The sequence below is a fragment of the Streptomyces sp. NBC_01217 genome (genome assembly GCF_035994185.1).
In the GTDB taxonomy this organism is placed as follows: Bacteria; Actinomycetota; Actinomycetes; order Streptomycetales; family Streptomycetaceae; genus Streptomyces.
The window spans coordinates 1,186,188-1,201,849 of sequence record NZ_CP108538.1; the positions used below are offsets into that span (position 1 = coordinate 1,186,188).

General features: G+C 71.7%; 13 protein-coding genes. 7 read left to right on the forward strand and 6 right to left on the reverse strand.

Annotated elements, in window-relative coordinates; all coding sequences use genetic code 11:
- Positions 1-11: 11 nt before the first annotated feature.
- On the forward strand, positions 12-935 hold the full coding sequence (locus OG507_RS05000; RefSeq protein WP_327365910.1) for a sirohydrochlorin chelatase: 924 nt from the start codon (positions 12-14) through the stop codon (positions 933-935).
- A gap of 125 nt (positions 936-1,060) precedes the next feature.
- On the opposite strand, the gene OG507_RS05005 is transcribed toward OG507_RS05000, so the two are convergent.
- The 6 genes from OG507_RS05005 to OG507_RS05030 all read right to left on the reverse strand — a co-directional run bounded on the left by OG507_RS05005 (position 1,061) and on the right by OG507_RS05030 (position 8,892).
- Entirely contained in the window at positions 1,061-2,131 is a 1,071-nt protein-coding gene (locus tag OG507_RS05005) for a lactonase family protein (protein WP_327371865.1), read from the reverse strand.
- A gap of 144 nt (positions 2,132-2,275) precedes the next feature.
- A complete protein-coding gene (locus OG507_RS05010; RefSeq protein WP_327365911.1) occupies positions 2,276-3,781 on the reverse strand; it encodes an FUSC family protein in 1,506 nt (501 codons plus the stop codon).
- A gap of 217 nt (positions 3,782-3,998) precedes the next feature.
- A complete protein-coding gene (locus tag OG507_RS05015) occupies positions 3,999-5,306 on the reverse strand; it encodes a sensor histidine kinase (protein WP_327365912.1) in 1,308 nt (435 codons plus the stop codon).
- A 134-nt stretch (positions 5,307-5,440) separates the two neighbouring features.
- A complete protein-coding gene (locus OG507_RS05020) occupies positions 5,441-6,703 on the reverse strand; it encodes an IS701 family transposase (RefSeq protein WP_442810906.1) in 1,263 nt (420 codons plus the stop codon).
- Positions 6,704-6,764: 61 nt separating this feature from the next.
- Entirely contained in the window at positions 6,765-7,922 is a 1,158-nt protein-coding gene (locus OG507_RS05025) for an acyltransferase family protein (protein ID WP_327365913.1), read from the reverse strand.
- Positions 7,915-8,892, reverse strand: coding sequence for an alpha/beta hydrolase (locus OG507_RS05030; protein WP_327365914.1), 978 nt, complete (start codon positions 8,890-8,892; stop codon positions 7,915-7,917). Before OG507_RS05030 ends, OG507_RS05025 begins: the two co-directional genes overlap by 8 nt.
- A 205-nt stretch (positions 8,893-9,097) precedes the next feature.
- Here OG507_RS05030 and OG507_RS05035 point away from each other — a divergent pair, with 205 nt between their 5' ends.
- The 6 genes from OG507_RS05035 to OG507_RS05060 all read left to right on the forward strand — a co-directional run bounded on the left by OG507_RS05035 (position 9,098) and on the right by OG507_RS05060 (position 15,616).
- The gene (locus tag OG507_RS05035; protein ID WP_327365915.1) at positions 9,098-9,583 is read left to right on the forward strand and encodes an Lrp/AsnC family transcriptional regulator; all 486 of its coding nucleotides are present in this window, start codon (positions 9,098-9,100) and stop codon (positions 9,581-9,583) included.
- A 25-nt stretch (positions 9,584-9,608) separates the two neighbouring features.
- On the forward strand, positions 9,609-10,340 hold the full coding sequence (locus tag OG507_RS05040; protein WP_327365916.1) for an HAD family hydrolase: 732 nt from the start codon (positions 9,609-9,611) through the stop codon (positions 10,338-10,340).
- A 200-nt stretch (positions 10,341-10,540) separates the two neighbouring features.
- Positions 10,541-11,761: a serine/threonine-protein kinase gene (locus OG507_RS05045; protein ID WP_327371866.1), complete on the forward strand. Its 1,221-nt coding sequence runs from the start codon at positions 10,541-10,543 to the stop codon at positions 11,759-11,761.
- 169 nt (positions 11,762-11,930) lie between these two features.
- Positions 11,931-12,494: a hypothetical protein gene (locus OG507_RS05050; RefSeq protein ID WP_327365917.1), complete on the forward strand. Its 564-nt coding sequence runs from the start codon at positions 11,931-11,933 to the stop codon at positions 12,492-12,494.
- Between the two features lie 244 nt (positions 12,495-12,738).
- On the forward strand, positions 12,739-15,420 hold the full coding sequence (locus OG507_RS05055) for a M28 family peptidase (RefSeq protein ID WP_442811088.1): 2,682 nt from the start codon (positions 12,739-12,741) through the stop codon (positions 15,418-15,420).
- Positions 15,410-15,616: a hypothetical protein gene (locus tag OG507_RS05060; RefSeq protein ID WP_327365919.1), complete on the forward strand. Its 207-nt coding sequence runs from the start codon at positions 15,410-15,412 to the stop codon at positions 15,614-15,616. Before OG507_RS05055 ends, OG507_RS05060 begins: the two co-directional genes overlap by 11 nt.
- The last annotated feature ends 46 nt before the right edge of the window (positions 15,617-15,662 follow it).

Sequence of the window (15,662 nt, forward strand, 5' to 3'; positions counted from 1 at the left end):
CATGCGGCGCCATGAGCACCCCCACTGGGCCCGCTTCCGGCCTGCCTGTACGAATGCCGCGACCTCGCCAGTCCGGACGGCACCGCCGCCCGGAGCCCGTGGTCGCGCCTGAGGGCGCTGCCGCGCTCGTTCTCGCCGTTCCCGGTACCCCCTCCTCGGCCACGCGCAGCCTGGCCGAGGAGGTGATCAGCATCGCCCGTTCCGAGCTGCCCGGCCTCGATGCCCGGATCGGCTACCTCGACGGCGACGATGCCGAGTACCCGAAGCTTTCTTCCGTACTCACCCATGGCGCCGCCGAGCGCGTCGCGCGCCTCGAGCAGGCGCGGGCAGCGGGCCGTGAGGTCGCCGAGCCCGAGGGGCCGTCCGCCGTCGTGGTGCCGCTGCTCGCGGGGCCGGACAGCGCCCTGATCCGGCGGATACGGCAGGCCCTGATGGACAGCGGTACGCAGGTCGAGCTGACCGATGTGCTCGGTCCGCACCCGCTGCTCGCCGAGGCACTGCACGTACGGCTCTCCGAGGCGGGTCTGGCCCGCGCCGACCGTGCCAGGCTCTTCACGGTGGCCACGGCCGCCGACGGCATCGTGCTGGCCACGGTCGGCGGCGAGGAGGCGGTGCAGGCAGCCGGGATCACCGGCATGCTGCTGGCCGCCCGGCTGGCGGTACCCGTGATGGCCGCCGCGCTCGATGTGGAGGGCTCCGTCGCGTCGATCGCCGAGCAGCTCACGGGCTCCGGTTCGGTGCAGCTCGCGCTGGCCCCGTACCTCATCGGCCCCGAGGTGGCCGAAGGGCTGCTGGACGCCGCCGCGAAGGAGGCGGGCTGCGCGACGGCCGAGCCGCTCGGCGCGTATCCGGCGGTCGGCAAGCTCGTGCTGTCGATGTACATGACGGCGCTCGGTATCGCGCCGACCGCGTCGCAGGGCGCTCAGGCGCACTGACCCGGTGCCGGGTGCGCCCGGCGGCCGTCCGTCATCGATCGCCGGGCGGGCTCGGTTCTTCCGGCCCGTCCGGCGATCCGGCTGTGCGCGGCGTCCTGCGTAATACCTGCTGCGAGTGCGTGCTGTCAGGCGAAGATCACGCAGGACGCGGCGGGGACCTCCAGCGAGCCCGCCGGGCGCGGGATGCCGGTCGACGGTTCGACGGCGAACCAGCTGACGTTCCCGGACCGCTCATTGGCCGCGTACAGCCATCGGCCCGTGGGGTCGAGCGCGAGATCGCGCGGCCAGTGCCCGCCGCAGCCCACGGTCGTGACCGGGGTCGCCTTCTCGCCCGCCGCGTCGAGTGCGAGAACGGAGATGCTGTCGTCACCGCGGTTGGCGGTCCAGAGGAACCGTCCGTCGTGCGAGACGACCACCTCGGACGGGTAGATCGCCGCGTCCCCGTCGCCCACCGGCTCCTCGGGCAGCACGGACGTCTCACCGAGCGGTTCCAGGACCCCCGTGGCGGCGTCCCACCGGCATACGGTGACGGTCGGTTCGAGTTCGTTCAGGACGTAGGCGTGGCTGCCCGCGGGATGGAAGGCCAGGTGGCGCGGCCCGGTGCCCGGCCGCAGGGCCGTCTCGCCGTGCGGCCGCAGCGCACCGGTGGCCGTGTCCAGCGCGCAGATCCGTACGGAGTCGGTCCCGAGGTCCACGGCCAGCACCCAGTTCCCCGACGGGTCGGGCAGCACCTGGTGGGCGTGCGGGCCCCGCTGACGCTCGATGTCCGGACCGCCGCCCTCGTGCCGGAGCACGGCGGTGACGGCGCCGAGGGAACCGTCCGCGCGCACGGACAGCGCGGTGACGCTGCCGGAGCCGTAGTTGGCGGTGAGCAGATGACCGCCCGCGAGCGCGAGATGCGTCGGACCGCTGCCCTCCACCGGCCGGATCTCGCCGAACAGCCGCGGCACATCGCCGGTGACGTCGAGGGCGGCGGCCGCACCGTACTCGGTCTCACTCACCGTGTAGAGCGTCCTGCCGCCCGGTCCGGGGCCGTGGCCCAGGGCGAGGTACGAGGGGTCGGGGACGGCGTCCGTCGCGCCGAGGACGGTCAGTTCCCCGGTCTCCCGGTCCACTGCTGCCACGGTGATCCCCCGCCCGCCCGCCGAGGTGAACGACCCGATGAAGGCCCGCCCCGTGCCGTTGTCGCTGCCCACCGCACTGCTCGTCACCGCACTGCCTCTCTTCGCCGACTGATCACGGCCGTCCGTACCGTCGTGATCTTCCGGCGCGACGGTAGCAGTCGGCCCGTCGCGGTCCAGACCAAGGGCTCGGTGGTCGGCCGGCGCCGCGCAGGCGCTTCACGCAGCGATCAGCGGTGCACGCGGATCGCTGTGCAGGGGTGCGGCGAGTTCGGCGAGTGCCCGCTCCAGGCCGTGCAGATGGGCGAGCGCGGGTTCGGCGACGGCCGGGTGCGGCGGAATGCCTGGTATGCCCGCCCTGTGCCGCGGCTCCGGGGCGGTCAGCGCCTCCACGGACGCCTCGACGCGCCAGCAGGCGGCTGCGAGGCGGGCGTCGTGGGACGCTTCCGGGTCCGCCGCGACGGAGGACAGTCCGCGCACCTCCCGGGCACAGGTGTCCAGCAGGGCGAGCACCTGTCCGGCGCGGGCCTTGCGGGCGCGCAGCGGGCTCAGCGGATGCACCAGCGGGGCCAGGGAGAGCCGCACCCGCCCGAGGAGCGCCTCCAGCTCGGCGATCCGGGGCGCGGGGTCGGCGGTCGTCGAGCCCGAGAGCCGTGCCGCGGCCTCCTCCGTGCAGGCGTGCACGCAGCGCAGGGCCCGCTGGATCCATGCGTCGGTCGTGGCGTGTGTGGTGACCGGCAGCACGAGGAGCACCGCGAGCATCGCACCGAGCGCACCGGCGCCGGTCTCGGTGAGGCGCAGCAGGAGCAGCGCCGGATCGAGGACGCCGAGGAGTCCGTAGAGTGTCCCGGCCATCACCGTCACGGAGAACACCATCCAGGTGTAGGAGACCGCGGCGGTGTAGAAGATCCCGAAGACGCCGATCGCGACGACGACGGCGCTGGGCACGGCGGCACCGTGCAGCGGGACGACGACGGCCAGGCCGACGGGGACGCCGATGAGGGTGCCCAGCATCCTGCGGAAGCCGCGTACCAGCGTCTCGCCGCGGGAGGCGGTGTTCACGAAGACCCACCAGGTGGCGCCCACGGCCCAGTACCAGCGCTGCTCGGACAGGAGCAGGCCCGCCGAGAGCGCGAGGGCTCCTGCGACGGTCGCCTGGATCGCCTGGCGTGTGGTCGCGCGGGCCAGCCCACCGCCGGTCACGGGGGCCGGTACGACGGCGGCGGCCATCCGCCGCTCGTAGCACCACAGTCCGAAGCGGACGGTGGACGAGGCGAGCAGGGAGAGGGCGACCGCGGAGTACAGCTCGGGCAGCTGCCCGGGCAGGGTGTGGAGGAACTGCGTGGTGAAGAAGGCCATGAACGCGAACACGCCCAGCGAGTGACCGCGCGGCCCCCATCTGCGGGCATAGACGCCCAGGCCCATGACCGCGAGAAAGGCCGCGTCCCGCGCCAACGGATGGTCGTGCAGCCCGGCGGCGAGGGCGAGCACCGGGAAACCGGCCACGGGCAGCAGGGCCGTCGTGACCGCCTGATCGCGGACCGTGGAGTCCAGCACGGTGAACAGGGCCAGCAGCGCGGCCAGACCGCCGGTGATGGCGGCGACGAGCGAGTGACCGGCCAGGCCGCACACCACGACGGCCAGACCGATGCCGAGGACGGCCCGGACGGCGCTGCGCATTCGCAGTCTCCCCGGGTCCGGGGAAACGAACATCCTCTTCAGCACGGCATGCTCCCGCTTCTGCACACCGGCCCTGCACACCGGCACATGAAAAAGGCGCCGCGGAGATCCGCAGCGCCATCGACGGGTACATCACAACATCTCAAGGGGCCGTGGCTCAACCGAGACACAAACCATTGGGCCATTGGCCCATCGATCGGCCGCCGACATGCGCCATGGGTAGGCCAACGGACCGAGGCGGGGCCGATCCGGACGAAAGGCCCTAGCGGGGCGGAAGACCGTCGATGCCGGGCAGGGGCTGTGCGGGGAGTGTCGCCGTCACTTCGTAGCCGCCGTCGGGTGTCGCACCGGTGGCCAGGTCGCCCCCGAGCATCGCGGTGCGCTCGCGCATGCCGAGCAGACCGTGCCCCGCGCCCGCCGAGGCAGGGGCGGCCCGGTCCGGCGCGGCGTTGGTGACCCGGACCGTGACCCCGGACCTGTGGTGGCCGATCTCCACCCGCACCTGCGCACCCGGTGCGTGACGCATCGCGTTGCTGAGTGCCTCCTGCACGATGCGGTACGCCGACAGCTCGACGCCCGGCGCGAGCGGCCGCGGCTCTCCGGTGGTCTCGGCGGTGACCGTGAGTCCGGCGCCGCGCGCGTTGCCGATCAGTTCGTCGAGCCGGTCGAGGGTGGGCTGCGGGGTATGCCGTGCGGCCTGCGGCACGGGCTCCTCGGAACGCAGCACGCCGAGCACCCGGCGCAGTTCGGTGAGCGCATCGACCGCGTTCTCCCGGATACCCGCGAGGTTCTCCCTCAGCTCCTCGGAAGGGTTCTCGACCAGGTGCGGGGCGACCTGTGCCTGGATGGAGATGACCGACATGTGGTGGGCGACCACGTCGTGCAGCTCGCGGGCGATCCGGTTGCGCTCCTCCAGGAGTGTGCGCCGGGCCCGCTCCTCGGCGGTGAGCTCCTCCTGCACGACCAGCTGGGTGCGCGCCACGCCGATGCCGCGCAGCGCGGCGCCGACCACCACTGCGATGACGAGAACCGCGACGGCGATGCCGACGCCGCCCTGGCGCCAGGGGTTGACCGTGCCGCAGACGAGTCCCGCCACGACACTGATCGTCAGCGCCTGGGCGGCGGTCCGGGGCCGGACCCGCAGCGCGAGCAGGAACAGCATGGCGGCCTGCAGCCCGATCACGGTTCCGTTCCAGGGGAACGTCGCGCCGAAAGGGCCTGCGTTCGCGGCGAACGGAGTGAGCACGACCATGACGAGCACCGTCGCCCACCAGGCCAGGACGGGGCGGAACAGTGCGACGACCAGCGCCGCCGACTGAATGCCGGCGAGCGGAATGCCGAGCTGTATGCCCACCCGGTAGCCGAAGGCGTACTGGTTCGTGTCGACGATGAGTACGCCCACCGCACACATCACCATCGGGACCATGAGAGCCGGCCGCCACTCCAGCCAGCGCGGTCGTCCCTCGTGCGGGGTCGGGCCGACCGCCGACGTCACCAGGTCCTCGCGCAGGATGCGGGGCAGCGCCCGCAGGGCCTGCGCCGAGCGCCTCGCCACGTCCCCCCGCTTCACGGAACCCACCCTAGTAGGGCTTTGTTAGGTCCTGTGGTGGGGGTCGGGTGTCGGTGCGGGTTGGCCGCATATCGAGCAGGCGCCGGTCCAGGTGGCCAGGAGGGCCTGGAGTTCGCGGAGGACCGCGTAGAGCGTTAGGCCGGCGCAGGGGCTTTTGGGTCGAGCCGCAGGAGGGTGCAGAAGGCCTGGGCGAGGGAGGCGAGGGTGACGTGGCGGTGCCAGCCGAGGTAGTTGCGGCCCTCGAAGTGGTCCAGGCCGAGACCGTCCTTGAGCTCGCGGTAGTCGTGCTCAACTCGCCATCGGATCTTGGCGATTCGGACCAGCTCGCGCAGTGGGGTGTCGGCGGGCAGCGTTGAGAGCCAGTAGTCGGTTGGTTCGGCGCAGCCGGGTGGCCACTCGACGAGCAGCCAGCATTCGGGCAGGGAGCCGTCGGCGGCGCGGCGGATGTGTCGGTTGGCCGGGCGGACCCGCAGGGGCAGGAATTTCGAGCGCATGTCGGCGTTCGGGTTGTGCTTGGTGGCCTTGCTGCCCTGGCGCCAGGTGACGGTGCGGGTGGCTGCTTGTCCGGCCGCCAGGGCCAGCTCGCGCAGGGTGGTGTGCGGCTGGGGGTAGGCGGACACGGGAGGGCGGCCCTGTCCGGAGTATGGCGGGCGCTCGGGCGTGGCGTCGCCCGGGTGTGCGGTCGTGATGGCCTTGACCGCGACGGCGTAGGTCAGGCCGCGCTCGGTCAGGCCCTCGCGAAAGCCGGTGGCGTCGCCGTATCCGGCGTCGGCGACGACCGGCAGGTCGGGCAACTCCCAGTCTTCGCGGACCTCGTCGAGCATGTCCAGGGCCAGGCGCCACTTCTCCCGGTGCCGTGCCGCGTCGGGGATGCCGGCCTTGGCCCGGCGGTGCCGGATCGCGTCAGCCAGCAGCGCATCGTCGCCGTGCTTGGTGTCGTCCCAGCTCTCGGGAAGGAACAGGCGCCAGTCGACGGCCGAGGACGCGCGGTCGGACACCAGATTCACACTGACCCCGATCTGGCAGTTGCCGCGCTTGCCCAGCGCACCGCAGTACATCCGCGCTACCCCCGGCGAGTCGTAGCCGTCCTTGGGGAAGCCCACATCGTCGATCGCGTACGCCTCGGGAGAGATGTGCGCCGCAGCCCAACGGGCCAGGCGCTCCCGAACCTTGGAGTAGTCCCAGGTTGAGGAGGAGACGAACTGCTGAAGCTGCTGGTGGTCAACCCCGAGCCGCTCGGCCATCGGCTGCATCGACTTGCGCTTACCGTCCAGCATCAGCCCGCGCAGATACATCTCGCCCTTGGCACGCTGGTCCCGACGTGCCAGCGAACCGAGCATCTCGGCCGCGAACGCCTCCAGCCGTGGACGGACCTCTTCCATCTCCTCAGGTGTCACACCTGAAAGAAGATCACAATCTATCTGACGAGGATCACTTGGGGTACCTAACAAAGCCCTACTAGGGCCTTGCCGCCGACCGGGCGGGACTCCCCTTGCGGACGACCGTGCTCTTCCCACGCGGACGACCCTGTTCGTAACCGCGGAACGCCACCCAGCAGATCAGCAGCGCCGCAGCGAACACGGGCAGCCAGGCCAGCCGGGCGAGTACCCAGCCGGGGGTGTCGGGGACGGTGTGCAGACCCGGCAGGGTGCCGCCCGCGGACAGGCCGGTCGCGGTGACCGCGATCATCGCGGTCTGGTGCCACAGGTAGATCGTCATCGCGGAGAGGTTGACGGTGGCCACCGCCGCCCAGGCGGCCGGGCGTCGCAGCATCCGGCGCAGCGGGCCGAGCAGCAGCAGCGCCGCTCCGCACTGTGCGAGGCCGAAGGTGACCACGGCGAGGGTCGGCGGGTCGAGGTTGGAGACCTCCAGTCCGGGGACCCCGACCATGGCTGCGGGGTAGCCGGCCCATAGGACCAGTGCGGCGGTGGCGGCGGCTCCGCCGAGCAGCAGCGTCCAGCCGGTCCGGCGGCTGTTCAGCTCTCCCCGGGCCCAGGCGGCTCCCAGGCAGTACGGCACGAGCCAGCCGGCCGCCACATTGACCCGGGCGAACCCGTCGGGCGCGTCCAGGCCGAACCGGTAGAGGTCGGTGATCAGTACGACGGACAACGGCCACAGCGGATGCAGCCTGGCCACCAGCGGCGTCGCCGCGGTCAGCGCCGCGAAGACCACCAGGAACCAGAGCGGGGACCACACGAGTTTGCACAGCGCGCGCACGGTGTCCTGGTCCGCCCCGGAGGCGAGCATCGTGCACGCCGCCACGGTCCATACGACGGGCACGACGGCCACCGGCCGCAGCAGCCGTACCATCCGCGTACGCAGCCACCGGCCGTAGTTCTCGCCACGGGCGCGAGCGCAGGCGTAGCTCCTCGCGCCGACCTGTCCGCCGACCAGGAAGAAGACGGCAAGGGTCTGGAACACCCAGGAGACCGGGGCGAATCGGGGCATGTACTGGAGCGGGCTCGATCCGTGCAGGGTGCCGCTGTCGACGACGAGTGCCGTCACCAGCCAGTGACCGAGGACCACGCCGAGGATGGCAAGGGCGCGCAGGGCGTCGACTGCACGGTCGCGGTCGGCGGGGGTGGCGGATTCGATCCGACGGACGAAGTCACGCATGGCGCTCTCCCGAGGGCTCCGCGGACCTGGCTGTTCCGGCCACGATCCGGGCGATGCTCCTCAGCGGTACGGAGCCGGGCTTCAGGTAGTCGCTGTGGCCGCCGTCGCCCGCCGCGAAGATTTCCGCACCGAAGCCGGGCGAGACCGGGTCGGTCCCGAACCCGATGTCCGCAAAGGGCAGTTGGAGCTCGGCGTGCGGAACGTCGGCGATCCAGTCGTCGCCGCCGCGGCCCGCCCAGACGGTGGCCGGGGTGTGCAGGGCCGCGGCGTCCTTGTAGCCGGTTCCGGGGCTGCCGTACAGGACGATGTCGGCGATCCGCAGTCCGTGCGCGGCGCGGGCGCAGACGACGGAGCCGTAGGAGTGGCAGACGAGGGAGGTACGGGCCGCGGGCCTCAGTCTTCGTAACTCCGCTATGAAATGGCGCAGTTCGGGGGCAGCCTCGTCGGCCCGCCCCGAGGTGAGCGCGGCCGGGCTCACCGTCGCCGGTGTCTCGTATCCGAGCCAGGCGACGACGGCCGACCGCTCGCCCAGCTCACCGCGCAGTGCGCGCGCACCGTTGCGCAGACGCCAGTAGTGGTCGACGCCGATGCCCGCGCCCGGGACCAGCACGGCGATCCGCTCGGCGTGGGACAGGTCGCCGAAGACCTCGACACTACGGCCGCCGTCACGGCCGTCGAAGGAGAGGAAGCCGCGGGCCGGATCGGCCATGGCGTGCAGCGCGGCGGCGCGCTTGCGGTCGCCGTGGCCGGCGGCGGCCCGCTCGGCCGCCCCGATGTCGGCACGGGTCGCGGCGTACCGCTCGGCGAGGGCACGGGGCGCGGCGGCGGGCAGCGGGCCGTGGACGGTCGGAGCCGGTGACGGTACGGCGGCGGGCCCGGCCGCTCCCGCGACCGGCACGGCCACCGAGGCGGCCACCAACGCGCTGAGCAGGCCTCGGCGCAATCGGCTTCTGCGCGGCTGGGACGACATGCAGGGGTGTTCCTTCCGTACCGGACAGCTGTATCGCTCGGGGTACAGAAGCTATGGACCGGGCCTTGTCGTCCACGTCCCGCCAGGGAGCGAACCCTCTTTGTAGCTCTGCAGGACTACGGGTACGGGACGCGAATCGGGGTTGCGGCGGGCCGTTGGTACAGTCGCAGCCCGGATCCGCCTACCAGGAAGCGACCAACCGACCATGGCGGTGGACGCCCTCGACACCCGCATCCTGCGCCTGCTCATCGAGCAGCCGCGCACCAGCGTCCGCGAGTACGCACGCATCCTCTCCGTCGCCCGCGGCACCCTCCAGGCCCGTATCGACCGGCTGGAGCGCAACGGTGTGATCACCGGTACGGGACCGGTCCTGTCCCCCGCCGCGCTGGGCCACCCGGTGCTGGCCTTCGTCCATCTGGAGGTCACCCAGGGGCATCTGGACGAGGTCGGTGAGGCGCTCGCCTCGGTGCCCGAGATCGTCGAGGCCTTCTCGACCACGGGCGGCGGCGATCTGCTGGCCCGGGTGGTGGCCCGCGACAACGGTCATCTGGAGGACGTCATCCAGCGGTTGATCCAGCTGCCCGGTGTGGTCAGGACGCGTACCGAGGTCGCGCTGCGCGAGCGGGTGCCGCACCGGCTGCTGCCGCTGGTCGAATCGGTGGGCCTCGCCGCCGCCGACGGCCCGAAGTGATCGACGCCCCGGCATGCTGGATGGCATGAGTTCCCGGCGCGTCCCCGTCCTCACCGTCATCTTCGATCTCGACGCCACGCTGGTGGACAGCGAGCCGAACTACTACGAGGCGGCGCGGCGCCTCCTGGAGCGGTACGGCGTGCCCGGCTTCACCTGGGAGCATCACACCCGGTTCATCGGGATCGGTGTCCGCGAGACGCTGGCGGTCCTGCGTGCCGAGTACCGCATCGAGGCGTCCGTCGACGAACTGGTGGCCGGTCAGGACGCTCTGTATCTGGAGCTGGCGCGGTCCTCGACCGAGGTGTTTCCCGAGATGCGGAAGTTCGTGGAGCGGCTGCGCCATGACGGCGTCGGGATGGCGGTGGCTTCGGGTTCGTCCCGGGCGGCGATCGAGGCCGTGCTCGCGGGCACGGGCCTGGACGCGTATCTGCCCGTGTACGTCTCCGCCGACGAGGTGGCGCACGGCAAACCGGAACCGGATGTGTTCCTGGAGGCGGCCCACCGCCTCGGCGCGGCGCCCGCCGACTGCGTGGTGCTGAAGGACGCGGCACCGGGCGCGGCGGCGGCGCATGCGGCGGGCATGCGCTGCATCGCGATTCCCTATGTGGCCGCGACAGCCGCCGATCCGGCGTTCGCGACGGCCGGTCTGCTCTTCGCGGGCGGGCAGCGCGCGTTCACGGCGCAGGCCGCGTACGACTGGCTGTTCCCGGGAGAAGAGCGCCGGTCCGCGTCCGTTCGGCCGGTGCCTTCTTCCTGATCCTGCTGGTGGCGGTGAAGGCCCGGGCGACTCGGGGGGTCCTGCGGCCCGATATCCTGATCATGCCGCGCGCTCCCACCCCGCCCCGATCCCGGTCGGGTCGCCGCCGTGGCAGTCGAAGCGGCCCACAATTCGAGATTGGTGCACAGGTGCTGGTAGCTGGACGGTACCGCTTGTTGTCCCCCATCGGCCGCGGCGGCATGGGTGAGGTGTGGCGCGCCTCCGACGAAGTGCTCGGCCGGGCGGTGGCCGTGAAGCTGCTGCTGGGCGATCACGCGGACGAGTCGGCCACCGCCCGGTTCCGCCTTGAGGCGCAGACCGCGGCCCGTCTGAGCCACCCTCATCTGGTGGCCGTGTTCGACTTCGGGGCCTGGGAGAACCGCTTCTTCCTGGTGATGGAGCTCGTCGAGGGCAGAAGCCTGGGCGCCCTCCTCGCGGCCGAGGAACGCCTCGGGACCGAGCAGGTCGCCCGGATCGCGGGCCAGGCGGCCGCGGGACTCGCCGCCGCCCATCGGCAGGGCGTCGTGCACCGTGACATCAAGCCCGGAAACCTGATGCTGGACGCCGAAGGGTCCGTCAAGATCGGCGACTTCGGCATCGCCCAGTTCGTCGACGACCCCTCCGCCGCGCTGACCACCACGGGGCAGATAGTCGGCACCAGTCTCTATCTCGCCCCGGAGCGCGCCCTTGGCCGTACGGCCGGTGCGGCATCCGACATGTACTCGCTGGGCTGTGTGATCTACCAACTCCTGCTGGGTGATCCGCCGTTCCGCTCCGACACCGCGACCGCAACGCTTTATCAGCATGTCGACACACCCCCCGTGCCGCTCGGGCAGCGGGGCGTGCAACTGTCCCCGGCCTTCGACTCTTATCTGCTGGGGCTGCTCGCGAAGCAGCCCGAGGACCGGCCCAGTGCCCAGCAGGTCGCGGACTGGTTCCAGAGCGATGCGTGGCGGGGACGGCCGGAGCCGCTGCCCATGTACGCCGCCGCGCCTCCTCCTGCCGCACCGAGTGCCCCATACGCCCCGGCGCCCGCCGCGGCCTTCGGCACGGCTCCCGCGGCTGCCTCGGCCCAGCAGGCCCAGGGCGCGGCGACGTACCGCCTTCCGCAGGCCGGCGGCCACAGACGGCGTACGGCCGACCGGTCCGCGCCCACCCGGCGGCTCACCGGCGCCCGCGAGGCGATAAGACGTCGGCCCAGGGTGGCGAGCGCCATCGCCGGTACGGTCGCCTTCCTCGCGGCCGTGTACCTGGGGATGAGCCTGTTCTCCCCGGACTCCGGCTCGGCCGGAACACCGGATACCGGTTCAACCGCGACCACCGGACCCGAGTCTCCGGCCCCCGCCCCGCCGGCGCAGAACAGCGGGGACGAGAGGGACGGCGAGGACGGCGGGGACAGCGGCGACGACGAACAGGACTGAGACCGCCCCTCGCTGCTGCCCCGCCGCACCCGGATGCGCCCCGACCCGATGACCGTACCGTCCACGCCGTGGCTCCGTCCGTCAAGCAGTCGTCAGGACCGGGGGCCGCGGCGTCAGTGGTTCGTCAACGAACACCGAGCGGCGCTCCGGCTTCCCTAGCGTCGCTGCCATGGGACGACGTGATATCCGAGCCGTGCCCGGCCGGCGCACCGGCCGAGTGAGCCCTCCGCCCGATACGACCGCGTACGACCGCGGCTGGGCCCGGGACCTGCGCTTCGCGGTCCGCTGCGCCGTGACGCTCCTCGGCCTCCTCCTGGCCGTCGATGCGACGGCCGGTCATCTCACCGGGCCGCGCGCACTGTTGTGGACCGGGCTGGCGGCTCTGCTGTTCCTGGTGCTGGTGCCGCCACGGGTCAGCGCGGGGCCCGGGTGGCTGTCCTGCCGCGGCCTGCTGCGCGAACGGATCGTGCGCACCGACCGTCTGGTGTCGGCGCGCTGGTCGGACGGGGTCTCCCAGCGCCTGGTCCTCCGTGACGCGGACGGCGGCCGGGTCGAGGTCGACCCCCAGGTGTTCCTCGTCAATCCGGCGCTGTGGCACCGGCTGGACGACGACGCGCGCGGGTGTGTGCACCGCGGGACTCTGCGGTGCGGGGTGACGGCGCTGCGGCAGCTGGGCGACCGGATCGACCGCCGGACCGCGCGTACGGTGTTCACGATCTCCGGCCTGGAGTAGCCGCCCCGCACACCGGGTTGTTGCGCGATCCCACCAGCGCGGCTTGACCAGACTTGCCAACTCCCCCGGCAGCCCTCGCAGTTCATTGACGGGTCCATGACGACGTGTGAGTGTTCGGTCGCTCGATCACGGACGCCGGTGTCGAGGGCGGCCTGCGAGGGCCGATGCAGGTGCGTCACCGTATGCCGGTTGCCCGTGATCGAGGCCCCCCTCGAATCAAGGAGCCTCGATGAAACGCAGACCGATGACGGCCGGGACGACCCTGGCCGTCCTCGCCGGAATGCTGGTCGCCGTCAGCGGCCAGTCAGCATCTGCCGAACCGTCTCCGCCCGCTCCCCCCGCCCCGAAAGCGTTGTCGGCCGCGGTCTCGGCGGCCGACCGGGCCGCCGCCAGTGGTCTGGACACCCTGGCGAAGGGCCCCGATGAGCAGTACGAGCGGCAGATGGTGACCCCGTGGGTCAAGGGTCTGTACTCCGTCGCATACCGGCGCACCTACCGCGGGCTGCCGGTCGTCGGCGGGGACGCCGTCGTGGTGGCCGACTCCAGGGGCCGGATACGCGGCACCCAGTCGGCGGTGCCCCGGCGGATCAACGTGCCGACCACACCGACCGTTTCCGCCCGGGCGGCCGAGGCGACCGCCCGCAAGAAGCTCGCCGATGTGCAGCGGGTGGACTCGCGCCGCCTGGTCGTGCGCGCCACGGAGAAGACCTCCCGGCTGGCCTGGGAGACGGTGCTCACCGGGCGCAGCGCCAAGACCCCCAGCCGTCTGCACGTCTTCGTCGACGCGGGCAACGGCAAGGTGCTCGACAGCTACGACGACGTCAAGGCGGGTACCGGCAACAGCCAGTGGAACGGTCCGTCGCCACTGGCCATCGACACCACCGCGTCGGGCAGCAGCTACTCGCTGCGCGACCCGAACCGGCCGGGCCTGAGCTGCGCCGACTACAGCACGGGCAGTGTCTTCAGCAAGCCGAGCGACTCCTGGGGCACCGGCAGCGCCTCCAGCAAGGAGACCGGCTGCGTCGACGTGATGTGGGCGGCGCAGCACGAATGGAACATGCTGCGGGACTGGCTGGGCCGCAACGGACACGACGGCAACGGCCGCAGCTGGCCGGTGGAGGTCGGGCTGAACGACGTCAACGCGTACTGGGACGGCTCCTCGGTCTCCATCGGCCACAACAACGCCAATCGGTGGATCGCCGCGATGGACGTGGTGGGCCATGAGTTCGGCCACGGCATCGACCAGTACACGCCGGGCGGCGCCGACAACGAGTCCGGTCTCGGCGAGGCCACCGGCGACATCATGGGCGCTCTGACCGAGGCGTACACCAATGAGCCCGCCCCCTACGACGACCCGGACTACACCGTCGGCGAGAAGGTCGACCTGGTCGGCGACGGGCCGATCCGGATCATGTACGACCCGGGGCAGACCGGCGACCCGAACTGCTACAGCTCCTCCATACCCAACACCGAGGAGCACGCGGCGGCCGGTCCGCTGAACCACTGGTTCTATCTGCTGGCCGAGGGCTCGAACCCGGGCGGCGGCAGGCCGTCCAGCCCGACGTGCAACAGCTCCCCGGTCACCGGTGTCGGCATCCGGAGCGCCGGCAAGGTCTTCTACGGCGGCATGCTGCTCAAGACGAGCGGTATGCCCTACAAGCGCTACCGCACGGCCACGCTCACCGCCGCCAAGAACCTCGACACCACCTGTGTGCTGTTCAACCGGACCAAGTCCGCGTGGGATGCCATCAGCGTCCCCGCCCAGAGCGGCGACCCGGCCTGCACACCCAGCGGCAACAACGACTTCACCCTCTCCCTGGACCCGGCGTCCGGCTCCGTGAGGCCGGGCGACTCGGTGACGGCCACGGTGCGGACATCGGTCAGCTCCGGGAGTGCGCAGACGGTGAACCTGACGGCGAGCGGTCTGCCCAGCGGCGTGAGTGCGTCCTTCAGCCCGTCGTCGGTGCAGTCCGGAGCGTCCTCGGCGATGACCGTCTCCGCTTCGTCGGGCGCCGCGCCCGGTGCGTACACCTTCACGGTGAAGGGTGACGGCACCCAGAGCCACACCGCCCAGTACACGCTGACCGTCGACAACGGCGGCGATCCCGGTGGCGACGCACCCGACATCAGTGTCGCCGAAGTGCAGTCCCACCTGGCACAGCTGAACACCATCGCCTCGCAGAACGGCGGCAACCGCCGGTCCGGCAGCGCCGGTTACACGGCCTCGGTCGCCTATGTGAAGGGCAAGCTGCAGGCGGCCGGCTACACCGTCAGCGAGCAGACCTGCACCAGCTGCACCTACCGCGGCAACAATCTGATCGCCGACTGGCCGGGCGGCCCCTCCGACCAGACCGTGATGTTCGGCGCCCACCTCGACGGCGTCGCGGCCGGACCCGGGATCAATGACAACGGCTCGGGTTCCGCGACGCTGCTGGAGAACGCGCTCGCCCTGGCCCGGCAGAACCCGACGATGACCAAGCACGTCCGCTTCGCGTGGTGGAACGGCGAGGAGCAGGGGCTGCAGGGTTCGCAGTACTACGTGGGACAGCTCACCAGCGCCCAGCGCGGCTCCATCAAGGCGTACTACAACTTCGACATGGTCGCCTCGACCAACGCGGGCTACTTCATCAACAACGTCGGCTCGGCGACCTCGGCCCCGATGAAGGAGTACTGGGACTCGCTGAACCTCGCGCCGGAGGAGAACGTCGAGGGCCAGGGGCGGTCCGACGACTACTCCTTCCAGCAGGGCGGCATTCCCACCTCCGGATACGCGACGGGAGCCTCCGACACCAAGTCGTCGGCGCAGGCGGCCAAGTGGGGCGGTACGGCGGGCCGGTCGTACGACCCCTGCTACCACCAGTCCTGCGACACCACGAGCAACATCAACGCGACGGCGCTCGACCGCAGTGCCGACGGTGTCGCGTAACACGTTCACCGTGAAGCTGGGCACCAGAACGCTCGCGACGTACTCAAACAGGGACGCCACGGACTCCTACGTCCAGAGGACCTTCGACGTCGGCGCGTTCGCCGGCCAGACGGTCACCCTCGGATTCGCCAGCAGTGAGGACGCCTATCTGCAGACCAGCTTCGTCGTGGACGACGTGACACTGAACGCAAGCTGATCTAACGTCAGGAAGAAACCGGGCGGGGCGTGTACGCACACGCTCC